The 21,292-nt window shown below is 60.3% G+C and carries 19 protein-coding genes; 10 read left to right on the forward strand and 9 right to left on the reverse strand.

Annotation, left to right across the window (positions count from 1 at the left end):
- Window positions 1-130 precede the first annotated feature (130 nt).
- Genes VCA57_RS21290 through VCA57_RS21315 form a run of 6 tightly spaced genes read left to right on the forward strand, consistent with a single transcriptional unit; the run spans window position 131 to window position 4,132 of the window.
- Complete coding sequence (locus tag VCA57_RS21290; protein WP_411187375.1) at window positions 131-457, forward strand: ArsR/SmtB family transcription factor; 327 nt, start codon at window positions 131-133, stop codon at window positions 455-457.
- On the forward strand, window positions 454-885 hold the full coding sequence (locus VCA57_RS21295) for a YeeE/YedE family protein (protein WP_411187377.1): 432 nt from the start codon (window positions 454-456) through the stop codon (window positions 883-885). The genes VCA57_RS21290 and VCA57_RS21295 overlap by 4 nt, the downstream gene beginning before the upstream one ends.
- Window positions 886-887: 2 nt before the next feature.
- Window positions 888-1,304: a DUF6691 family protein gene (locus tag VCA57_RS21300; RefSeq protein WP_411187379.1), complete on the forward strand. Its 417-nt coding sequence runs from the start codon at window positions 888-890 to the stop codon at window positions 1,302-1,304.
- A 20-nt stretch (window positions 1,305-1,324) separates the two neighbouring features.
- Entirely contained in the window at window positions 1,325-1,516 is a 192-nt protein-coding gene (locus VCA57_RS21305; RefSeq protein ID WP_411187381.1) for a DUF2892 domain-containing protein, read from the forward strand.
- Window positions 1,517-1,557: 41 nt separating this feature from the next.
- Entirely contained in the window at window positions 1,558-2,421 is an 864-nt protein-coding gene (locus tag VCA57_RS21310; protein ID WP_411187383.1) for an MBL fold metallo-hydrolase, read from the forward strand.
- Window positions 2,411-4,132 carry a SulP family inorganic anion transporter gene (locus VCA57_RS21315; RefSeq protein ID WP_411187385.1) on the forward strand — a complete coding sequence of 574 codons (1,722 nt, stop codon included), beginning with the start codon at window positions 2,411-2,413 and terminating at the stop codon, window positions 4,130-4,132. The genes VCA57_RS21310 and VCA57_RS21315 overlap by 11 nt, the downstream gene beginning before the upstream one ends.
- A gap of 4 nt (window positions 4,133-4,136) precedes the next feature.
- Here VCA57_RS21315 and mgtE read toward each other — a convergent pair whose 3' ends face one another.
- The 6 genes from mgtE to VCA57_RS21345 all read right to left on the reverse strand — a co-directional run bounded on the left by mgtE (window position 4,137) and on the right by VCA57_RS21345 (window position 12,317).
- Window positions 4,137-5,783 carry a magnesium transporter gene (mgtE, locus tag VCA57_RS21320; RefSeq protein WP_411187387.1) on the reverse strand — a complete coding sequence of 549 codons (1,647 nt, stop codon included), beginning with the start codon at window positions 5,781-5,783 and terminating at the stop codon, window positions 4,137-4,139.
- 96 nt (window positions 5,784-5,879) lie between these two features.
- Window positions 5,880-6,986 (reverse strand): agmatine deiminase, encoded by a 1,107-nt coding sequence (aguA, locus tag VCA57_RS21325; protein WP_411187389.1) that lies wholly within the window; start codon window positions 6,984-6,986, stop codon window positions 5,880-5,882.
- 309 nt (window positions 6,987-7,295) lie between these two features.
- Window positions 7,296-7,505, reverse strand: a complete 210-nt coding sequence (gene rmf / locus VCA57_RS21330) for a ribosome modulation factor (RefSeq protein ID WP_411187391.1) — start codon at window positions 7,503-7,505, stop codon at window positions 7,296-7,298.
- Window positions 7,506-7,889: 384 nt separating this feature from the next.
- Complete coding sequence (gene gshA, locus VCA57_RS21335; RefSeq protein ID WP_411187393.1) at window positions 7,890-9,470, reverse strand: glutamate--cysteine ligase; 1,581 nt, start codon at window positions 9,468-9,470, stop codon at window positions 7,890-7,892.
- A gap of 139 nt (window positions 9,471-9,609) precedes the next feature.
- On the reverse strand, window positions 9,610-9,996 hold the full coding sequence (locus VCA57_RS21340) for a PaaI family thioesterase (protein ID WP_411187395.1): 387 nt from the start codon (window positions 9,994-9,996) through the stop codon (window positions 9,610-9,612).
- Window positions 9,993-12,317, reverse strand: a complete 2,325-nt coding sequence (locus VCA57_RS21345) for a Tex family protein (RefSeq protein WP_411187398.1) — start codon at window positions 12,315-12,317, stop codon at window positions 9,993-9,995. Before VCA57_RS21345 ends, VCA57_RS21340 begins: the two co-directional genes overlap by 4 nt.
- 225 nt (window positions 12,318-12,542) lie before the next feature.
- On the opposite strand from VCA57_RS21345, the gene ompR reads away from it, so the two are divergent.
- The 3 genes from ompR to VCA57_RS21360 all read left to right on the forward strand — a co-directional run bounded on the left by ompR (window position 12,543) and on the right by VCA57_RS21360 (window position 18,431).
- Complete coding sequence (gene ompR, locus VCA57_RS21350) at window positions 12,543-13,283, forward strand: two-component system response regulator OmpR (RefSeq protein ID WP_411187400.1); 741 nt, start codon at window positions 12,543-12,545, stop codon at window positions 13,281-13,283.
- On the forward strand, window positions 13,283-14,596 hold the full coding sequence (locus tag VCA57_RS21355; protein ID WP_411187403.1) for an ATP-binding protein: 1,314 nt from the start codon (window positions 13,283-13,285) through the stop codon (window positions 14,594-14,596). The genes ompR and VCA57_RS21355 overlap by 1 nt, the downstream gene beginning before the upstream one ends.
- Window positions 14,597-14,660: 64 nt before the next feature.
- Window positions 14,661-18,431, forward strand: a complete 3,771-nt coding sequence (locus tag VCA57_RS21360) for an EAL domain-containing protein (RefSeq protein ID WP_411187405.1) — start codon at window positions 14,661-14,663, stop codon at window positions 18,429-18,431.
- A 94-nt stretch (window positions 18,432-18,525) separates the two neighbouring features.
- On the opposite strand, the gene rimK is transcribed toward VCA57_RS21360, so the two are convergent.
- Window positions 18,526-19,431, reverse strand: a complete 906-nt coding sequence (gene rimK, locus VCA57_RS21365; protein ID WP_411187407.1) for a 30S ribosomal protein S6--L-glutamate ligase — start codon at window positions 19,429-19,431, stop codon at window positions 18,526-18,528.
- The gene (locus VCA57_RS21370) at window positions 19,428-19,895 is read right to left on the reverse strand and encodes an ATP-dependent zinc protease (protein WP_411187409.1); all 468 of its coding nucleotides are present in this window, start codon (window positions 19,893-19,895) and stop codon (window positions 19,428-19,430) included. Before VCA57_RS21370 ends, rimK begins: the two co-directional genes overlap by 4 nt.
- A 98-nt stretch (window positions 19,896-19,993) precedes the next feature.
- Here VCA57_RS21370 and VCA57_RS21375 point away from each other — a divergent pair, with 98 nt between their 5' ends.
- A complete protein-coding gene (locus tag VCA57_RS21375) occupies window positions 19,994-20,389 on the forward strand; it encodes an RNA-binding S4 domain-containing protein (protein WP_411187411.1) in 396 nt (131 codons plus the stop codon).
- Between the two features lie 41 nt (window positions 20,390-20,430).
- Here the strand turns inward: VCA57_RS21375 and VCA57_RS21380 are convergent, their stop codons facing one another.
- Complete coding sequence (locus VCA57_RS21380) at window positions 20,431-21,225, reverse strand: phosphatase PAP2 family protein (protein WP_411187413.1); 795 nt, start codon at window positions 21,223-21,225, stop codon at window positions 20,431-20,433.
- Window positions 21,226-21,292: the final 67 nt, after the last annotated feature.

The following is a 21,292-nucleotide window of genomic DNA, read 5'->3' on the forward strand; positions in this document are numbered from 1 at the left end:
AAAAACCCGGACCTAGCCTAGGTCCGGGTTTTTTATTGCCTGTAGTTCGGCGACGACAAGACAGGTTATGGGGCTTGCTATTCAATATATAAAAGAATAGATTGTTTTTATCTTAATTGAATTGCATGCCATGAAACCAGATGAAATCTCGCTAGATATCCAGCAGCTGCGCGCTAATGCCGATGCAGCTGGGCAGTTGCTCAAAGCCCTGAGTAATCCGGATCGCCTGCTGTTGCTGTGCCAGTTGTCTCAGGGCGAGATGAATGTCAGCGAACTGGAAGCCCTGCTGGGGATTCAGCAGCCGACCTTGTCGCAGCAATTGGCGGTATTGCGCCGTGAGGGGCTGGTGGCAACCCGGCGTGAGGGTAAGCAGATCTATTACTGCATCAGCAGTCCAGCCGCACTGGCGGTGATCAATACGCTCTATCAACTGTTTTGCGCAGGTAGTGAATCATGAGTATTGATTGGTACAACTTCACACCCTGGACTGCCTTGGCTGGTGGCGCACTGATTGGCCTGGCGGCCAGTCTGTTTGCTGTGATGAATGGCCGGGTGGCCGGTATTAGCGGCCTGCTGGGCAGTTTGCTGGAGGGTGGTGAAGGGCGCGGGGAAAAGGCGCTGTTTATCCTCGGTTTGCTGGTTGCGCCGCTGCTCTGGCAGTTGGTCAGCCACTTACCCGAGATTGAGATTAATAGCGGTTGGGTGGCGTTGACGGTCGCGGGCCTGCTGGTTGGCGTCGGTACGCGTTACGGCTCTGGGTGTACCAGCGGTCACGGCGTTTGCGGGCTGTCACGGTTATCGCCACGTTCCCTGGCGGCGACCCTGAGTTTTATGGCTGCAGGGTTCGGCACGGTGTTTGTCCTACGTCATCTGTTGGGGGCTTGATTATGCGCAAACTGGTGGCCTTTCTCGCCGGCGTGCTGTTTGGCCTCGGTCTACTGCTGGCCGGTATGGCTAACCCTGCCAAGGTGCTGGCTTTTCTTGACCTGAGCGGTGCTTGGGACCCTTCGCTGGCGTTGGTGATGTTTGGGGCTATCGCTGTGGCCTTCTTGCCGTTCAGTTGGGCGCGATTACAGCGCAGCAGTCTGCTCGGTGCGCCGATGCAGTTACCGAGCAAGCGCGAACTGGACCGTCGATTGATCGGTGGCAGCCTGTTGTTTGGTATCGGTTGGGGGATTGCCGGCATTTGTCCTGGTCCAGCTCTAGCCATTCTGCTGACTGGACGCTGGCAGGTGCTGTTGTTCGTAGCGGCCATGTTGGCGGGAATGATTTTGTTTGCTGCGCTGGAACGCCGGCGCGGATGATTGATGATCGGGAGATCACTATGAACGCAAATGTTGGCACCCTCGACCGTAGCCTGCGCATTGCCGTAGGTCTGATTCTGATTGGCTTGAGCCTGAGTGGCGTGGTTGGCCTGTGGGGCTGGATCGGCATCGTGCCGTTGGCCACGGGAATATTCCGCTTCTGTCCGGCGTACCCGTTGTTGGGCATTAGCACCTGTAAAACCAAGCGTTAATACTGCTGGCCGACCCTGCGGTCGGCCAGTCTGGAGTTGCCATGTCACCGCTTATCCAGGCTTTTTTCGACCCCACCACCTCGACCTACAGTTATGTCGTCAGTGACCCGGCTAGCGCGCAGTGCGCCATCATCGACTCGGTGCTGGATTACGACGCGGCGGCTGGGCGCACGGATACCAGCAGTGCCGACCGACTGATCGCCTATGTACGCGAGCAGGGCTTGAGCGTGCAGTGGTTGCTGGAAACCCACGTGCATGCCGATCACCTCTCGGCTGCGCCGTACCTCAAGGCTGCCTTGGGTGGCAGGCTGGCAATTGGTCAGCAGATCCGCGTGGTGCAGAGTACATTCGGCAAGCTGTTCAATGCCGGTACTGAGTTTGCGCTGGATGGTCGTCAGTTCGATCAACTATTTGAGGATGACCAATCATTCCAGATCGGCACGCTAAGCGCCCGTGCTCTGCATACACCGGGGCACACGCCAGCCTGCATAACCTATCTGATCGGTGATGCTGCGTTTGTCGGCGACACCCTGTTTATGCCGGATTACGGCACCGCGCGATGTGATTTCCCCGGCGGCGATGCACGTACCCTGTATCACTCGATTACCCGGTTGTTTGCCCTGCCAGACAGCACCCGGTTGTTTATGTGCCACGACTACCTGGCCCCAGGGCGTGAGGAGCATCGCTACCAGACAACGGTGGCTGAGCAGCGCGCGCACAACGTGCACGTGCACCAGGGCGTTGATGAAGAGGCTTTTGTTGCCATGCGCCATGCCCGCGACGCTGGCTTAGGGATGCCGGCGTTGATGCTGCCTGCGGTGCAGGTGAATATGCGTGCCGGTCACTTGCCGCCGGCCGAAGACAATGGCGTGCGCTACCTCAAGGTGCCCTTGAATGTTCTCTAAATGGCCGCTGCTGAAAACCCTGCGCGAATACGATCGCAGCCAAGCGGGGCGTGACGTTTTGGCGGCCTGCCTGATCTGTTTGTTGCTGGTGCCGCAGGCGTTGGCTTATGCGCAATTGGCCGGGTTACCGGCTGTGGCAGGGATGTACGCGAGCATTCTGCCGCTGGTGGTTTATGCGTTAATCGGCGCTAGCCCCGGTGTGGCGCTGTCATATGGGCCGGTGGCGGTATTGGCGTTGATGACAGCGGCGGCGTTGACTCCCATCGCGGCAGCAGGCAGCGCTGCTTACAGTGTCGCTGCCGTGGGGCTGACCCTTCTGGTCGGTGCTTTTCTGCTGTTGATGGGCGTATTACGTCTGGGTTTTATTGCCAACTTTCTCAGTCATCCGGTGATCTCCGGCTTTGTCAGTGGTGCTGCTGTACTGATTGCGGTAAGCCAGCTGCGCTATCTGCTCGGTGTGTCGGTTGACGGTCTAACCCTGCCACAGGTGCTGCCTGGGCTTTATGCCCAGCTTGCGTCGATACACCGGCCAACGCTGCTACTGGCGGCGCTAAGTCTGTTACTGCTGGTGTTGCTGCGGAACTTGAGTTTGCTCAGTGTGCCTGCTGCCTGGGCGTCGCGGGTGAAGCAGCTCAGTGCGCTGTTGCTGATGCTCCTGGCGATGGCCGTCGGAGCGTTTTTGCCGCCGGAAGGCTATGGCGTGAAAGTCGTGGGGCAGGTGCCTGCCGGGCTGCCCACGCTAAGCCTGCCAACGTTGCCGCTGGGCTTGCTGCGTGAATTGCTGCCGGCCGCGGTGCTGATTGCCCTGGTCGGGTTTATTGAGTCGATATCCATTGCCCAAAGTATGGCCATGCGTAAGCGCCAGTCGATTAGTCCCGACCAGGAGTTGTTAGGTCAGGGCGCGGCTAATGTGGCGTCTGCCTTGAGTGGCGGTATGCCCGTTGCGGCGAGCTTTTCCCGTTCGGCGGTGGCCCGGCAGAGCAATATGGCCACGCCGCTGGTTGGCATCTTTGCGGCGGGCTTGATGTTGGCTGCCGTGCTTGGCCTGGCCCCGATGTTGCGGCACCTGCCGCAGGCGGTATTGGCGGCGAGTATTCTGGTGGCGGTAATCGGCCTGGTAGACGTGCCGACCTTGCGCCACACCTGGCGCTATTCAAGGGCGGAGGGTGGGGCGCAGTTGGCGACCTTCTTTGGAGTGCTGCTCGAAGGGGTGGAGGCCGGCATCATGCTCGGCGTTTGCCTCTCGCTGTTGCTGTTTCTCTGGCGCACCAGTCGGCCACATATGGCGGTGGTCGGGCAGGTGCTGGGCAGTCAGCATTTCCGCAATATTCAGCGCTATGACACGCTGCAGAGCACGAGTGTGCTGTCGTTGCGGGTCGATGAAAGCCTGTATTTCCCCAATGCGCGTTACTTGGAGGCGCGTATTGGTGAGTTGATTGCTGCTAGCCCTGACGTGCGCCATCTGGTGCTGATGTGCTCGGGCGTCAATCAGATTGATGCCAGTGCGCTGGATACGCTGGAGGCAATCGCCGAGCAGTTGCACGGTGCCGAGGTGCAATTGCACCTGTCCGAAGTTAAAGGCCCGGTGATGGATCGCTTGCAGCGCTCGGACTTTCTCCAGCGCTTCGGCGGCCAGGTGTTCCTCAGCCAGTACCAGGCCTTATGCACTCTGGACCCGCAGTGTGCGGTGCGTGGGCTGACGCCGGAATAACCTGCTAGAGCAACAGCAGGGTGGCGAGGCCAAGGAAGGCGAAGAAGCCGATAACGTCGGTCACCGTGGTGAGGATCACGCTGCCGGCCAGCGCCGGGTCAATGCCCATGCGGTGCAACAGTAACGGGATGCCCCAGCCGGCGAGCGTGGCGCAGAGCAGGTTGAGCAGAATCGCTGCACCCAATACCGCACCAATCCCCCAATTGCCGAACCACCCGACAGCAAGCAGGGCGATGACCACTGACCACAAGATGCCGTTGAGTATCGAAATACCCAGTTCGCGGTTGAGCAGGATGCGGATGTTGCCTTTCTGCACCTGACCCAGTGCAAGCCCGCGAATGACTAGGGTTAGCGTCTGGCTACCGGCGATGCCGCCCATGCTGGCGACAATCGGCATCAGCACGGCGAGGGCCACCAGTTGTTCCAGAGTCGCTTGAAAGAGGCCGATCACCCAGGCGGCGCCGAAGGCCGTTATCAGGTTGATCCCCAGCCACAAGGCACGCCGCCGAGCGCTGACCAGCACCGGTGCGAAGATATCGGCCTCATCGTCGAGACCGGCCATGTGCATCAGGGCGCGGTCGGAGTTTTCGCGAATCAGGTCGATCACGTCGTCCACCGTGATGCGGCCGATCAGTCGGTTGTGCGCGTCGACCACCGGCGCGGAGAGCAGGTCGTCGTCTTGGAACAGCCGAGCCACTTCGTTGCCGTTAGTGTCCACGGCAATACCGGCGATGTCGCGGTTCATCAGCTCGCTCACGCGTTGGTCGAGTTCGGCCGTGACCAGTTCGCTAAGGCGCAGCGCACCTTGGTAGTGGCCTTTACGGTCGACCACCATCAACAGGTCGGTTTGCGGCGGTAGGCGCTCAAGTAGACGTAGGTAGCGCAGGACGGCACCCGCACGGACGTCGGCACGAACCTGAATCGGGTCGGCGTTCATCAGGCCGCCGGCCGAGTCCTCCGGGTAGGACAGCATCGCCTCAAGTTGCTGGCGCTGCGCCTGGCTACTGGCGTGCAGCAGTTGGTTGCCCAGCTCAGCCGGCAGCGTTTGGATCAGGTCGACGCGATCATCCAGCTCAAGCTGTTCGGTGGCGTCGATCAGGTCTTCCAGGTCAAGTTCCAGGGCCAGCGCCGTGCGGATCTCGTCATGCAGGTAAGTCAGTACTTTGCCCGCCCGCTCGGTTTCCACCATGCTCCAGGCGCGGGAGCGTTCTAGCGGTGGAATAGACTCGAGCAAGCCGGCGATTTTCGCCGGGTGCATGCGTTGCAAGAGCTTGCCCAGGCGCTTGAGCTTGCCTTGTGCCAAGGCCATGCGCACCGCTTCCAGCTGGCTGCTGTTCGGGTTGTCGGCCTCATCACTGGCCGCTAGGCCCGTTTCGCTGGAGTCGCCGGCCAATTGCGCACCTAAGCTTGGGCTCAGGTGATGCAGGGTGCGCTCTTCCAGCTCGGGATCAATTTGTTGCCACAGCGTCAGGCGCTGTTCCGCATCCAGTAGCTCCAGCAGGGCGGCAACTTTACCGGGGTGCATGCGGGCCAGTAATTTGCGTACGCGTTTGTTCTTGCCGTTGGCCAGGGCTTGGATGATGGCGCTGGTTTCCGTACGGCTATCTGCTGGGGAGTTGTCGTGTGCGGGAGGCGATGAGGATGATTTCATGCTGCGCAGAGTAACACTCGAGCTATAGCGCGTGTATGGGCGCTCGGTCGTGGCCCTGCACGCGTGAAAACGCCCGGCGCTGGCCGGGCATCCGTATTAGCCGTGTTGCGGTGTGGGTTGCTGTTGAGTGATGCAGTGGATATTGCCGCCGCCCAAGAGGATTTCCCGGCCCGGCACCATGACCACGCGGTGCTGCGGGAACAGCTTGCACAGAATGGCCTCGGCCTCGGCGTCCAGTGGGTCATTGAACGAGGGGGCGATGATGCCGCCGTTGACGATCAGGAAGTTGACGTACGAGCCAGCCAGGCGGATCGAGGGATCACGCTCCTGACTACCGGCGACCATATCCACCCCGGCGCACTCTTCGTCGCTGGCATGCAGCGGCCCAGGAATCGGCATTTTGTTCACAATCAGTTGCCGGCCCTTGGCATCACGGGCGCTTTCCAACACGCGCATGGCGGCCTGACAACGCGGGTAGTTGGGGTCGTTTACATCGTCGGTCCAGGCCAGCAGTACTTCACCCGGGCGCACGTAGCAGCAGAAATTGTCGACGTGCCCGTCGGTTTCGTCGTTGAACAAGCCGTCCGGCAGCCAGATCACGCAGTCGATGGCCAGGTGCTCGGCCAGGTAGTGCTCGATCTGCTGGCGATTCAGGTGCGGGTTGCGGTTCGGGTTGAGCAGGCATTCTTCGGTGGTGATCAGGGTGCCTTCGCCGTCGACGTGGATTGAGCCACCTTCGAGGATTAAGTCATCGGTGCGATAGCGGGCGCAGCCTTCGATCTGCAGGATCTTGCGCGCCACCTGATCATCACGCACCCAGTTGGCGTACAGGCCGCCATTAAGCCCGCCCCAGGCATTGAACGCCCAGTCGACGCCGCGTACTTCGCCGGAGGCATTGGTCACGAAGGTCGGCCCAGTGTCACGCACCCAGGCGTCATCGGTGGTGATTTCCAGCACGCGGATATTGGCGTGGGCAAGGCGCTCGCAGGCGTTTTCGTACTGGCCGGCAGATACGCACACCGTCACCGGCTCGAACTCGGCAATGGCTTTGGCTACTGCGGTAAACGCAGCCTGTGCGGGCTTGCCGCCCAGGCGCCAGTTATCCGGGCGTTCAGGCCAGACCATCCAGGTTTGGTCGTGGCGTTCCCACTCGGCTGGCATGCGAAAACCATCGGTACGCGGGGTGCTAGTGAGCAAAGTCATGGGTCACCTGTAGCGGAGAGAGTCCGGGGATAAGTGGTCGGCAAAACGTGCATGGATTGTATCCATACTCTGCGTGTGATGACTCGCAGGTATGGCGCAGTGATGAGATGCGATGGAGAGGCGCTAGTTTTATACGATAAAAATCGGCTTTAAAAGTTTATTTAAGAATTTTTATCGTTTTAAAAGTGAAATTATCGAATATATATCCGATATCTGTGCGCATAGGTACGGGGTATGTGTTTTGCGATGCAGGCGCTGTGCAGGCATAAGCGCTGCAGTCGCTGCGAAGGGGGGCTTTGTTGAGCGGGATTAGGCGCTGCGACGTTTGTGCAGCTCGAATTGCTCGTGACCATCAACCCAGCCGGCTTCCCAGGCGGCGATCAGCACATCGGCCAAGAGGGTGCGTGGGGTGCTGGTTTGTCCGGTTAATCCAGCCATGTAGCCTTGCTGGTAGGCCTTGTTGAGGCTTTCCAGGCTCCAGTGCTGGTCATCTTCCTTGTTGATATTGGCGCAGGCCATGGCGGCAGCTCGTAGTCAGGTCACCTGTGCAATGCTAGCTGTATCCCTCTGCTGAGACTGCGCCGCTGATCCTGCTTTTGCCACCGCTGACGTTTTATGTGATGCAGTTGGCGAAATGCTGGCTGCGCGCAAGAAGCTGTGATTCGTGGCGATGTTTAGGGCTTGCGAGCTAGAGCCGTGCAAGGCGCTGCATTAGTAACCGCCTCCTGCTGGTCAAAGCAGGCGAGGAAGCGGACTGGGCTCGCACTCGAGTGTACTGTTGTACATGAGCATGACTCGTTTCACTCGCCCTACGGGCCGCGCTAAAGCGCGTTAGCCACAAGTGGCTTGCCGAGCCTGTTTTTAACGCAGCAGGGCCGACGCGCAGCAGACCATAAACGCGGTTTAGACCGCCAGGGCCAATATGCTGGCCTGGTAAGCCGCCGCAAAACTGTCGAAGTCACCGTCTTCATGGGCTTCCAGCTCTGCCTGGGCCTTTAGCGACTGCGCGGCACTGGCCTCGAAGCTCGCCTGCTGTTCGCTGCTTAGCGGTTGGCTGCGGAAGTACTCGGCGTGCAGCTTGCTCTGGCGCAGCGCAAATTCGCTAAAGCTGACGCCTTTTTGCAACTGCGCCAGTACTTGCGCGGATGGCGTTAGGCTCGGGTCGGCGACCTTAGCTTGCTGCGCCTGTAGCGCCTGGCGGTGGGCGTTGCTGCCTTGGCTTTGATCGAATAGCTCGGCCAGCGGCAGAATCTGCTCCAGCAGCTCACTGGCCCAGGCTTGCAGGACAATCGGCTGGCCGTTGCGCTGCAGTTGCAGGCCCGGTCGGCGGCCTTCCTTGACCACGCTGAGGAAGTTGTCGGTGCAGGTATGGCATTCACCACTTTCCAGTAGCGGGCTGTCCTGCAGCGCGCAGAACAGCAGGAAGGCGTCGAGGAAGCGCGACTCAGTAAGGTCGATACCCAGCGGCAGGAAGGGGTTGATGTCCAGGCAGCGCACTTCAACGTACTGCACGCCACGGGCTACCAGTGCCTGGATCGGCCGCTCACCGCTGTAGGTCACGCGTTTAGGGCGAATATTCGAGTAGTACTCGTTCTCGATCTGCAGGATGTTGGTGTTCAGTTGCAGCCACTCGCCATCCTTCTTCGCACCGATTTCCACGTAGGGTGGGTAGGGCGTGCCGACGGCCTGACGTAGGCTGTCGGTGTAGCTGGATAGGTTGTTGTAGCAGGGCGTCAGCCCGGCTTGGGCTTCGCTTTGGTAGCCCAGGTCGCTCATGCGCAGGCTGGTGGCGTAAGGCAGATAGAGTGTCTCGGCGTCCAGTTCCTGCAACTGGTGTGGACGGCCGCGCATGAAGCCTTTGTGCAGCGCCGGTGAGGCACCAAACAGGTACATCAGCAGCCAGCTGTAGCGGCGGAAGTTGCGGATCAGGGCGATATAGCGCGCCGACTGATAATCCCGTGCGCTGCTGCTATCGCCTTCGGCTGCATGCTGCAGTTGCCAGAGCGCATCGGGCAGCGAGAAGTTGTAATGGATGCCGGCGATGCACTGCATGGTTTTGCCATAACGCAGCGCCAAGCCTTTGCGGTAAACGTATTTGAGCTCGCCGATATGTGAGCTGCCGTAGCGCGCAATGGGGATCGTCTCTTCGTCCGGCAGGGCGCAGGGCATCGACGGGCTCCACAGGTATTCACCGTCCAGCTTGCTGTAGGCGAAGCGGTGGATCTGCTCCAGGTCGGCCAGCGTGGTGGCCGGGTCAGGCTCGGCCGGGGTGATGAACTCCAGCAGCGATTCCGAATAGTCGGTGGTGATCTGCGCGTGGGTCAGCGCCGAACCCAATGCTGCTGGGTGTGGCGTCAGAGCCAGCTGGCCGTTGCCGTCAACCCGCAGGCATTCGCGCTCAATACCGTGCAGGCACTGGCTAAGCAGGGAGAGGTTGCTCGGCTTACCCAGCAGGGTCAGGCGGCGGGAAAGAAGATCGCTCAAGGTGTTTTTCCTAGCTGGCAGGCGTCGCAATGCGGGCAATTGCCACAATATGGGGATCGGCTCTGCACTCTGCAAGGGGGAGGTGATCGCTCGCTGTGTCGTCACCTGAGTTCGCTACGCGGGTAATCCAGGCAATGTGTCAAAGGCAGGCGAAGGTTCCTTGCGCCTTGGCGATCAGTTTGTCCTCCTGCCATACCTCGGCTTCGACCACCTGGGTGCGCCGTCCGGCATGCAGAACTTTGGCGTGACAAAGCACGCTGCCTTCGGCAACTGGGCGGATGTAGTTGATCTTGCACTCCAGCGTCACGCTGCTTGGGCTGCCGTCGCCCAGGCTGTGGCTGGCTTGGCCCATGGCGGTGTCGATCAGCGAGAACAATGCACCGCCATGCAGCTTACCGTGCAGGTTGCGCAGGTCATTGGTGAGGGTCAGGCGCACGCGCGCCTCACCGCCGCCGGCCTGGAGAATATCCAGGCCGAGCAGGCGGGAAAAGGCGCTGCTGGCGCCGGTCGAGGTGGTTTCGTTCATTTCTTCAACTGCTTCGCGTTGGCGAACAAGGCCGCCATGCCACCGCTGGCGGGGGCTGGTTTGTCCTGGCTGGAGTGGCGCTCGCTGCGCGGTGCATTGCCTGATGGCTTGCCGCCACGCTGGCCACTGCGTGTGCCTTCGATCTTCTCGCCAGGGGTGTCGCCCATGCGCATGGACAGGGCGATGCGGTTACGCGGGATGTCGACTTCCATAACCTTGACCTTGACCACGTCACCAGCTTTTACCGCTTCGTGCGGGTCTTTGATGAATTTCTCCGACAGCGCCGAGATATGCACCAGGCCGTCCTGATGCACGCCGATGTCGACGAATGCGCCGAAGTTGGTCACGTTGGTCACCACGCCTTCGAGCATCATGCCCAGCTTGAGGTCGTTGAGGGTTTCTACGCCTTCTTGGAACTCGGCGGTCTTGAACTCTGGGCGCGGGTCGCGGCCAGGTTTTTCCAGCTCGCTAAGGATGTCGCCGATGGTTACCAGGCCGAACTTGTCGTCGGTGAATTGCTTCGGATCGAGACGTTTGAGGAAGCCTGAATCACCGATCAGCGAGCGAATATCACGGCCGGTATCGGCAGCGATGCGTTGTACCAGCGGGTAGGTTTCCGGGTGCACGGCAGACGCGTCGAGCGGGTTGCTGCCGTTCATTACGCGCAGAAAGCCGGCGGCCTGTTCGAAGGTTTTATCACCCAGGCGCGGCACTTTGAGCAGTTCGGCGCGGCTGTTGAAGGCACCGTTGGCGTCGCGGTGCGCGACGATATTCTGCGCCAGAGTCGCATTGAGGCCGGAGATGCGCGCCAGCAGGGCGGCGGAGGCGGTGTTCACATCCACGCCCACGGCGTTTACACAGTCCTCGACCACGGCGTCCAGGCTGCGCGCCAGCTTGAGCTGCGACACGTCGTGCTGGTACTGGCCTACACCGATGGATTTCGGGTCGATCTTCACCAGCTCGGCCAGCGGATCTTGCAGGCGTCGGGCGATGGAAACCGCGCCGCGCAATGACACGTCCATATCCGGGAATTCTTTGGCAGCCAGTTCCGAAGCGGAATACACCGAGGCACCCGCCTCAGAAACCATCACTTTGGTCAGCTTGAGGCCGGGCAGCTTTTTGATCAGGTCGGCAGCCAGTTTATCGGTCTCGCGGCTGGCGGTGCCATTGCCGATGGAGATCAGGTCGACGGCGTGCTTGGCACACAGCTTGGCGAGAATCGCCAGGGTGCCATCCCAGTCATTGCGCGGCGCATGCGGGTACACCGTAGAGGTCTCCAGTACCTTGCCGGTGGCATCGACTACCGCCACTTTGCAGCCGGTGCGCAGGCCTGGGTCGAGCGCCAGGGTGGCGCGTGGGCCGGCGGGTGCAGCTAGCAGCAGGTCATGCAGGTTGCGCGCGAAGACGTTGATCGCTTCATCTTCTGCGCCCTCGCGCAGCTCGCCGAACAGGTCAGTTTCCAGGTGGGTGTAAAGCTTGACCTTCCAGGTCCAGCGCACCACTTCGCCTAGCCATTTGTCGGCGGCGTGGCCGCGCTGCTCAATGCCGAAGCGTTCGCCGATCATGCCTTCACAGGGGTGCATGCTGCCTGGTGTTTCATCGCCGACTTTCAGGCTGGCGCTGAGGATGCCTTCGTTGCGCCCACGGAAGATTGCCAAGGCGCGGTGCGACGGTGCGCCTTTAAGCTTTTCGTCGTGCTCGAAGTAATCGCGGAACTTGGCCCCTTCGTTTTCCTTGCCGACTACCACGCGGGCGCTGAGGATGGCGTTGTCCTTGAGGTAGCTGCGCAGGCTGGCCAGCAGGTTGGCGTCCTCGGCGAAACGCTCCATGAGGATGTACTTGGCCCCTTCGAGCACGGCCTTGACGTCGGCAAAGCCTTTTTCGGCGTCGATAAAGCGCTCGGCTTCGTTTTCCGGAGTCAGCGTCGGGTCGTTAAACAGTGCGTCGGCCAGCTCGCCGAGGCCGGCCTCCAGGGCAATCTGGCCCTTGGTGCGGCGCTTCTGCTTGAACGGCAGGTACAAGTCTTCCAGGCGGGTCTTGGTCTCGGCCAGGTTGATTTCGCGGGTCAGCTCAGGCGTCAGCTTGCCTTGCTCCTCGATGCTGGCGAGGATGCTGGCGCGGCGCTCGTCGAGTTCGCGCAGGTAGCGCAGGCGCTCTTCCAGGTTGCGCAACTGAGTGTCATCCAGGCTGCCGGTGACCTCTTTACGGTAGCGCGCAATGAACGGCACGGTGGAGCCTTCATCGAGCAGCGCTACGGCGGCGGCGACCTGTTGCGGGCGTACGCCCAGTTCTTCGGCGATGCGGTTGTTGATGCTGAGCATATAAAAAGCTATCCACACTGGAACGAAAAACCAGCCACGCAGACCACGGGCCAGACACGAAAGCCGCGCATTATAAACACTGCCTGGGCGTGCACCGAGAACCAGTCGGGGAAAAATCTGCTAACAATGCGCTGCATGTCAATTGTGGCGCATGCGCCATAATGCCGAGCATTGCACACTGCCAGCGCGTCCGCGCCAGGCGGATGTCCGGACGAGGAACCCTGAATGAGCACTGCTGCACTTCCTGTTGAAGGCGAAAAAATCCTTATTGTCGATGACGATGCCCGCCTGCGCCGCCTACTGGAACGCTTCTTCGAGGAGCAGGGCTACCGCGTGCGCGCGGTGGAAAACGTCGAGCAGATGGATCGCTTGTTGGCCCGTGAATTGTTCAACCTGGTGGTGCTCGACCTGATGCTGCCCGGTGAAGACGGCCTGTCCGCCTGTCGTCGGTTACGCGAGGCGAACAACCAAGTGCCCATCATCATGCTGACCGCCAAGGGTGATGAGGCCAGCCGTATCCAGGGGCTGGAGCTGGGTGCCGATGATTATCTGGCTAAGCCGTTCAACCCGCGTGAGTTGCTGGCGCGGATCAAGGCCGTATTGCGTCGTCAGGCACCGGTAGTGCCAGGTGCGCCGGGCAGCGAAGACGAAAGCGTGAGTTTCGGCGACTACGAGTTGCGCCTGGCCACCCGCGAACTGAAGAAGGGTGATGAGGTGCATATGCTTACCACCGGCGAGTTCGCGGTGCTCAAGGCGCTGGTGCAGCATGCCCGCGAGCCGCTAACTCGTGACAAGCTGATGAACCTGGCCCGTGGCCGTGAGTGGGACGCCCTGGAGCGTTCCATCGACGTGCAGATTTCCCGTTTGCGCCGGCTGATCGAGCCAGACCCGTCCAAGCCGCGCTATATCCAGACGGTCTGGGGCGTGGGCTATGTGTTTGTACCGGACGGTAATAATAAGTCTTGATGAAAACCCCGCTGTGGTTCCCGCAAAGCTTTTTCGCTCGCACGTTGTGGCTGGTGCTGATCGTGGTGCTGTTCTCCAAGGCGCTGACCCTGGTTTATCTGATGATGAACGAGGACGTGCTGGTTGATCGGCAATACAGTCACGGTGCCGCCCTGACCCTGCGTGCCTATTGGGCCGCCAGGCCGGAAGATCGTGCGACCATCGCCGAAGCTGCCGGGCTGGAGCGAGTGCCGCGTGAACAGGTGCCAGCCACGGAGCAGCACTGGCCCTACAGCGAGATTTTTGAGCGGCAAATGCGTACCGAGTTGGGTCCCATCACCGAAGTCCGGGTCCGCGCCAAGAGCCCTCCGGCGCTTTGGGTACACGCGCCTACCTTGGGTGACGACTGGCTGCGGGTACCGCTTTATCCCAACCCGTTGCGCGGTCAGCGAATCTGGAGTGTGCTCGGCTGGTTCCTCGGTATTGGGCTGTTGTCGACGGCAGCGGCGTGGATTTTTGTACGCCAGCTCAGTGCGCCACTCAAACGCTTGGTATTCGCGGCTCGTCAGCTAGGTAAGGGGCGCAGCGTGCGTTTGCCTGTCAGCGATACGCCAAGCGAGATGACCGAGGTGTACCGCGCCTTCAATCAGATGGCTGAAGACGTCGAGCAGGCCGCCCGTGAGCGCGAGTTGATGTTGGCAGGGGTATCGCATGACCTGCGCACGCCGCTGACCCGCCTGCGCTTGTCCATGGAGTTTCTGCACAACGATTCCGAGCTAACCGAGGACATGGTGCGTGATATCGAGGACATGGATGCGATTCTTGATCAGTTCCTCGCGTTTATCCGTGACGGACGCGACGAGCCGCTGGAGCAGCTCGATCTGCTTGAGCTGATCCGTGAAGTGGTTAGCCCTTATAACCAGAAGCAGGAACAGGTGCGTTTGTGCTTGGAAGCCGTTCCCGCTTTCCCGTTACGCCGGGTTTCGCTCAAGCGCTTGCTGGTTAACCTGATCGAAAACGCTCTGCGCTATGGCGGTAATGCCGTCGAGGTGGCGGTTTCGCTGTCGGGCGATCACAGTGCGCCTTATGTGGTATTGAGCGTGCTGGACCGCGGCGCGGGTATCGATCCGGCCGAGTTAGGTAGCATCTTTAATCCCTTTATCCGCGGCGACCGTGCCCGTGGTGGCCAGGGGGCAGGCTTGGGCCTGGCTATCGTCAAGCGCATTGCCGCGCTACACGGTGGTAGTGTTGAACTGCGCAATCGCTCCGGTGGTGGGCTGGAAGCGCGGGTATGTTTACCGCTGGGGCTGTTGTTGCCGCGCGACGCCGTCTAGCACGTGCAGGCATACTGTCATCGCACTGAACTATGCTTTATCAGCGCGATGACATGAGGTCAGCATGCCTGTAGTTTCAGACCGCCTCTCTCTATGGGCATGGCTGCTGCCGCTGCCATTGCTCCATCTGGCCACCTGGCTTTCCATGGCGACCCAGTTCTCCGACGGGTCGGCACTCTGGTATCCCCCTTTTGCCTTGGCGCTGGTCTTCGTCTTGTGGTGGGGACCGCGCGTGCTGTTGATGGTGTACCTCAATGCCATGTTGGCCATTCCGCTTTGGGGGTTGGAGTGGCAGTGGGCCCCGTTGTATGCCTTGCCGGAAACCCTCTGCGTAGCCTTGGCTTGGTGGCTGCTGCGGTTGCGCTCGTTTGACCCTGCCTTACCCGATCTCGGCCATTTGCTGCGTTTTATGCTGCTCGGTGTGCTGCTGCCGGTCATACCGATGGCGCTAGGTGTGCAAGGTAATCTTTGGCTTCTTGGACACGCCACCTTGCAGGATCTACCGTCGGGCATCCTGACGATGTCGCTGGCCGACAGCCTGACTGCCCTGGCGGTCGCAATCCCCATGCTGGCGTACCTGACGCCTTGGATGCGCCGCCGTGGTTGGCTGGCTGCGCAGGTTCTCAGCGGTTGCGAGCAGGTGCCCGACGCGCTGCGCCAGTTACCGCCGTGGCCACTGCTGGGGCTGCTGTTAATCGGTATGCCATGGTTGCTTGGGGCTCTGCCGCTGACCCTGAATCTGCCGCTGGTCGGTGTGATGATGCTCGTCCTGGCGTTGGTATGGGGTTTTGCGGGTGGTGTTTGCGGTGCGGTTCTTAGCGTGTTGATGGTGCTGATTTTGCCGTTACTGCGTGGTTTGGGTGATAACAACGCCTGGCTTGATCCGCAACGCCTGGAACTGCACTTCAGCGTGCTGCTATTTATGCTCGCCACACTGTTGGTCGGGCGTAGTCTCAGTGATCTGCGCCAGGCGCTGGCGCGCAGTGCGCAGATGCAGCAGCAATTGGCGCTGGCCAATCTGGCACTGGAGGCCAGCCCGCTCGGGGTGATCATTGCCGACGCGCGGCAGTCGACGTTGCCGCTGATCTATTGCAACCCGGCATTTGAGCGGATCACTGGCTATAGCCGCGAGGAGACTCTGGGCAATAACTGGAACTTCTTGCTACGGGGTGACCATCAGCAGCAGGGACTTAGCCGCTTGCGGCAGGCGGTACACGAAGGCATGGGCTGTGATGTGGTGCTGCGCAATTACCGTAAGGACGGCCAGCAGTTCTGGAATGAACTTACCCTCGCGCCGATGCGTGACGAGCGGGGTATCAGTCATTTCGTCGCCCTGCAAAGTGATGTGACGGCCCGTGAGCAATTGGCCGAGCAAGTGCGCGCGCAGAGTAATGAGTTGCTCAAGCAGAGCTACCTATTCAACCAGACCGAGCACATCGCCAGCCTCGGTGGCTGGGTGCTGAATATGCCCGGGCAGGATATGGATTGGAGCGCGGGTTGTTTTCGGATCTATGAGCTGGACCCGAAAAATGGCACCCCTGATCTGAGCGGTGCGCTGAGCTATCTAGATGCTGACGGGCGGTTGCTGGCCGAGCACACGCTGCAACAGTTGATCAATGGCTTGGAGCAGTTCGATATCGAGGCGCGCCTGCTTACGGCCAAAGGCAAGACACGCTGGTTGCGCATTCGTGGTATCGCTGAGCGTGATGGTGCTGAGCTGGTACGCGTATATGGCGCATTACAGGATGTCAGCGCGCGTAAGTACGCCGAGCAGCAGCTTCGCGAGCGTGACGAGCGCTTGCGTCTGTTTTTCGAGGCACCGTTGATTGGCATGGCCCTAACCAGCGTCAGTTTTGCCTGGGAAGAGGTCAACCATAAGCTCTGTAGCATTCTCGGTCGCAGTCGTGAGCAGTTGCTGGCTTGCAGTTGGGAGAGTTTGTCGCTGCATGAGGAGCTACTGGTCGAGCAGCCGCTGCTGGATCAGGTGCTCAGTGGTGAGCGCGAAGGTTTTGAATTGGAAAAGCGCTTCCATCGCGCCGACGCGAGCCTGGTGCATACGCGGGTCAGTCTGCGTGCGGTGCGCCATAGTACTGGTCGGGTGCGCATGTTCCTGCTGCTGGTCGAAGATATCAGCGAGCGGCTCCAGGCCGAGGCGCGCTACCGCACCATCGTCGAGAATGCGCCGGAGGCGATCCTGCTGTTTGATCTGCGCGGCGCATTGGTCGCGTGCAATGACAATGCACTGCGTTTGCTGCGCTATAGCCGTGAAGAAATTGCCAATAAACGCGTATTTGACCTGAGCCCGAATAAACAGGCCGATGGTCAGCTGACGGCCGAGCTGGGGCAGATCTACATGCGCCGCGTGATGGCCGGTGAGGCGCCAGTATTCGAATGGCTGCACCGCGACAGCGCTGGCCGGCAGATTTCCTGCGAAGTGCGCCTGGTGCGTATGCCGGGTGATCCGGTGTTGATTCGCGCCAGTATCACGGATATTTCCGAGCGCCAGCGCTATCAGCGTGAAATCGAGCGCCTGGCCTTCAGTGATGAACTCACCGGGCTGCCAAACCGGCGTCTGCTGCTTGATCGCCTGCAGCATGCGATGGATCGCGAGCAGCGGGAAAACACTCTGGGTGCTTTGCTGTTTATCGATCTCGACCACTTCAAGACAGTCAACGACAGCCTGGGGCATCAGGTGGGTGATGGCTTGCTGCGTGAAGTGACCGTGCGTCTGGCGGGTGGCTTGCGTGCCGAAGATACCCTGGCGCGTATGGGCGGCGATGAGTTCGTGGTGCTTCTTGAGGGGCTCGACAGCGTTCCGCAATTGGCTGCGGAATCTGCCGCCATTACTGCCGAAAAGCTGCTCAAAAGCCTGGTCGGTAGCTGCTGGATCGACGGCCATGAGCTTTCAATTAGCGCCAGTATCGGTATTGCCTTGCACCCGTTCGGTAATCAGCTCGCCTCGGATGTGTTGAAACAGGCGGATACCGCCATGTATCGAGCCAAGCAGGGCGGGCGCAATGCACTGCACTTTTTCGCCCCGGAGATGCAGGCCGCCATCGATCAGCGTTTGCAGTTACAGAGTGATTTACGTCAGGCGATACAGCGCAATCAGCTGCATCTGGTGTTCCAGCCACAGCTTGTTTTGGCAAACGGGGAAGTTAGTGGGGCTGAGGTGTTGTTGCGTTGGCTGCATCCGGAGCGTGGCGAGATAATGCCGGAGCACTTTATCCCGCTGGCCGAGGAAACCGGCTTGATCGAGGAGCTGGGCGATTGGGTGCTGGAACAGTCCTGCGCCACCTTAGCGCGTTGGTTGACACAATGGCCGGCAATGGTTCTGGCAGTCAATCTCAGCCCCCGAGAGCTGCGCCAGCGCAGCTGCGTAAAGCGCGTCAGCGAATGTTTGCAGCGCCATCACGTGCCGGCCGCTGCGCTGGAGCTGGAGATCACCGAGGGTGTGCTGTTGGAAGATGTCGAGCAATGCATCAGCAATATGCAGGCGCTCAAGGCGTTGGGTGTGCGTTTTGCCATTGATGACTTCGGCACCGGTTATTCCTCGCTGACATACCTCAAGCGCTTGCCGCTGGATCGTTTAAAAATCGACCGCAGCTTTACCTGGGATATGGATGGCGAGGACGGCAGCGGCTTGATGTTGGTGCAGACGATTCTGATGATCGCCCGCAACCTTGGCTTGGAGTGCGTGGCTGAGGGTATCGAAAGTCAGTGGCAATTCGACTGTCTGCGCGAGCAGGGTTGCTCGTTAGGCCAGGGGTATCACTTCAGCCGGCCATTAGTAGAGGCGGACTTCCTCGCCTGGATGCAGCAACACCAGCGATAGGATTAAGTCTGTGTTTGGGCATCTCAGCAGCGTTCTGTGGTGATCTGCCGCATCGGCCCGGCCATTCTTGGCCGGGTGCTCGCCTATCTGCGGCTCAGCCTTTGCCTTTGGTGCGTGTCAGGTGCGGGCCACCGTTCTTCTCGATGTATTGAATGATGATCCCAGCGACATCCTTGCCAGTAGTGGTCTCGATGCCTTCCAGGCCGGGCGAGGAGTTCACCTCCATCACCAACGGGCCGTGGTTGGAACGCAAGATATCCACGCCGGCCACGCTCAACCCCATGACTTTTGCTGCGCGAATGGCAGTCATGCGTTCTTCCGGGGTGATCTTGATCAAACTGGCGCTGCCGCCACGGTGCAGGTTAGAGCGGAACTCACCGGGTTTGGCCTGCCGCTTCATCGCCGCAATGACCTTGTCGCCGACCACGAAGCAGCGGATATCCGCCCCGCCTGCTTCCTTGATGTACTCCTGCACCATGATGTCCTGCTTGAGGCCCATAAAGGCTTCAATTACCGACTCGGCAGCGGTGGCGGTTTCACATAGCACCACACCGATGCCCTGCGTGCCTTCCAATACCTTGATCACTAGCGGTGCGCCGTTGACCATCTGGATCAGGTCGGCAATGTCATCCGGGGAGTGGGCGAACCCGGTCACCGGCAGGCCGATGCCGCGCCGCGACAGCAGTTGCAGCGAGCGCAGTTTGTCGCGCGAGCGGGCAATGGCCACCGACTCGTTGAGCGGGAACACGCCCATCATCTCGAACTGGCGTAGCACCGCACAGCCGTAGAAGGTCACCGATGCACCGATCCGCGGGATCACCGCATCGAAGCCTTCAAGTGGTTTGCCACGGTAGTGGATCTGCGGCTTGTGGCTGGCGATGTTCATATAGGCGCGCAGGGTATCGATCACCACCATCTCGTGGCCCCGTGCTTGCCCAGCTTCAACCAGGCGACGGGTGGAATACAGGCGCGGGTTGCGCGACAGCACGGCGATCTTCATTGGGCACCAGAATGGTCAGCAAGGGTGGGTTTGTTTTGTACGTAGCTCAATGCCGGGTTGACCAGCAGTTGTCCGGTAATCAGTGCTTTCGAGCCAAGCAGAACGCGGTAGCGCATAGTCTTGCGGCAGGTCAGGGTGAACTCCACTGGCCACTCCCGCTCACCAAGCGTCAAGTTGGTGCGAATCACATAGCGCGACTGGCTTTGGCCGTTGGAGCTTTTGATGGTTTTCAGGGAAACCAGCGGGGCTTCGCAGCGATGGCGGCGTTGCACCAAGGTGCCGAGGTGTGCAGTAAAGCGTACCCAGGGTTCGCCATCACGGTCGAACGGCTGAATATCGCTAGCATGCAGGCTGGACGTGCTGGCTCCGGTATCAATCTTGGCGCGCAGGCCGACCATGCCCAGCTCTGGCAGGTTGATCCACTCACGCAGGCCGATCACGCCAAGTTGGTCGAACGTCATCAAAGGGCAATTCCAGGGTATTTGCGGGCATTCTAGTTGGCATGTATGACAACTGCATCAGGCAAAATGCTCGTCTGCAGAACAGCATCATTGGAGAGCAGATGAACGACAAAGACGACGACAAGGTACGCCTGGATAAATGGCTGTGGGCCGCGCGCTTCTTCAAGACCCGGGCCCTGGCTAAAGCGGCCATTGAGGGTGGCAAGGTGCATCATCGTGGCGAACGTTGCAAACCGAGTAAAGAGCCTAAAGTCGGCGATGTTTACCTGATTCGTAGCGGCTTTGATGAACGTAGTGTGGTGGTGCAGGCGTTATCTGTGGTGCGCCGTGGTGCGCCTGAGGCGCAGGCGCTGTATACCGAGACGGCCGACAGCATCGAGCGCCGCGAGCAGGCAGCTGCACAGCGCAAGGCGGGGGCGTTAGGCGTACAAACTGATGGGCGACCGAGTAAGAAGCAGCGTCGGCAGTTTCAGCAGTTTCATGGTAGTCACGACTAAGACGCAGCGCTTGGTTTCAGGCCAGCGCTGCGCCGGTCAGGCTAGCGTCCGCTGATCACGCTTAAGCGACCCAGCAAAGGCAGTTTGCTGAGTGCGCGGGTGAGCGGCAGGGTGACCTTCTCCAGCCATTCACTGGCCTTGTAGGCAAATGGCGTGAAACACGCCCAGGCCAGGGCCAGTAGCGCGAGGAACACCCCGCCCACCAGGGCGTCCGAGGCCCAGTGGGCGCCCGCAACCAGGCGTGGCAGCATAAAGACCAATGCCATTGTCCAGACCAGCAGCAAGCGCCAGTTGCGCGAGAAGAAGCTCATAAACATGGCCCAGATCAGCAGTACCGAGGCGTGATCACCTGGAAAGCTGCGGGTCGCGCTGTCTTTCAGGTCCCAGCGTTCTTCCCAGTTAGGGAACAGCTCGGTCAGGCGCGCTGCGCCCTCTACGACCAGGGAGGCGCTTGGGCGCTGCCAGCCCATGAGCTTGACCACTTCAGCGAAGCCGACGCGAAACAGCAGCATCAGCACTAGCGCGGAGAGGAAGGCAAACAGCGCTTTACGCACCTGCGCCCCACTGAATACCAGATCGGCCTTGAGCAGCACGGCCAGCATCAGCACGCCAACGCCCATATCGACCGGGCGCATGCTGCCAATTGCCCAGATTTTCGCCCACAGGCCTGCAGCATGGGCAGGCTCGTTGAGCAGGGCGAACAGTTGCAGGTCAAACTGATCCCACAGCGCGCGGCTGGGCGTCCACAGCCAGCTGGCGAGTAGCAGAAAGGCGACAATATGGCAGGCAACCAACGCGCGGATGCGCCACTGATCATTGATAAACGGGCGATTCATGCGCTGGCGTCCTTGGCATTTGTGGGGTTGTTGAGGCGTGGCATCCTAGGGATTCTGCCTTTTGATT

Origin of the sequence: Pseudomonas sp., assembly GCF_046581935.1 — a bacterium.
Lineage (GTDB): Bacteria > Pseudomonadota > Gammaproteobacteria > Pseudomonadales > Pseudomonadaceae > Aquipseudomonas.

Excerpts from the sequence above, each read along its gene's own strand:
- VCA57_RS21290 (WP_411187375.1), top strand. The coding sequence starts at position 131 with ATGAAACCAGATGAAATCTCGCTAGATATCCAGCAGCTGCGCGCTAAT.
- VCA57_RS21295 (WP_411187377.1), top strand. The coding sequence starts at position 454 with ATGAGTATTGATTGGTACAACTTCACACCCTGGACTGCCTTGGCTGGT.
- VCA57_RS21300 (WP_411187379.1), top strand. The coding sequence starts at position 888 with ATGCGCAAACTGGTGGCCTTTCTCGCCGGCGTGCTGTTTGGCCTCGGT.
- VCA57_RS21305 (WP_411187381.1), top strand. The coding sequence starts at position 1,325 with ATGAACGCAAATGTTGGCACCCTCGACCGTAGCCTGCGCATTGCCGTA.
- VCA57_RS21310 (WP_411187383.1), top strand. The coding sequence starts at position 1,558 with ATGTCACCGCTTATCCAGGCTTTTTTCGACCCCACCACCTCGACCTAC.
- VCA57_RS21315 (WP_411187385.1), top strand. The coding sequence starts at position 2,411 with ATGTTCTCTAAATGGCCGCTGCTGAAAACCCTGCGCGAATACGATCGC.
- mgtE (WP_411187387.1), bottom strand. The coding sequence starts at position 5,783 with ATGAAATCATCCTCATCGCCTCCCGCACACGACAACTCCCCAGCAGAT.
- aguA (WP_411187389.1), bottom strand. The coding sequence starts at position 6,986 with ATGACTTTGCTCACTAGCACCCCGCGTACCGATGGTTTTCGCATGCCA.
- rmf (WP_411187391.1), bottom strand. The coding sequence starts at position 7,505 with ATGGCCTGCGCCAATATCAACAAGGAAGATGACCAGCACTGGAGCCTG.
- VCA57_RS21340 (WP_411187395.1), bottom strand. The coding sequence starts at position 9,996 with ATGAACGAAACCACCTCGACCGGCGCCAGCAGCGCCTTTTCCCGCCTG.
- VCA57_RS21345 (WP_411187398.1), bottom strand. The coding sequence starts at position 12,317 with ATGCTCAGCATCAACAACCGCATCGCCGAAGAACTGGGCGTACGCCCG.
- ompR (WP_411187400.1), top strand. The coding sequence starts at position 12,543 with ATGAGCACTGCTGCACTTCCTGTTGAAGGCGAAAAAATCCTTATTGTC.
- VCA57_RS21355 (WP_411187403.1), top strand. The coding sequence starts at position 13,283 with ATGAAAACCCCGCTGTGGTTCCCGCAAAGCTTTTTCGCTCGCACGTTG.
- VCA57_RS21360 (WP_411187405.1), top strand. The coding sequence starts at position 14,661 with ATGCCTGTAGTTTCAGACCGCCTCTCTCTATGGGCATGGCTGCTGCCG.
- rimK (WP_411187407.1), bottom strand. The coding sequence starts at position 19,431 with ATGAAGATCGCCGTGCTGTCGCGCAACCCGCGCCTGTATTCCACCCGT.
- VCA57_RS21375 (WP_411187411.1), top strand. The coding sequence starts at position 19,994 with ATGAACGACAAAGACGACGACAAGGTACGCCTGGATAAATGGCTGTGG.
- VCA57_RS21380 (WP_411187413.1), bottom strand. The coding sequence starts at position 21,225 with ATGAATCGCCCGTTTATCAATGATCAGTGGCGCATCCGCGCGTTGGTT.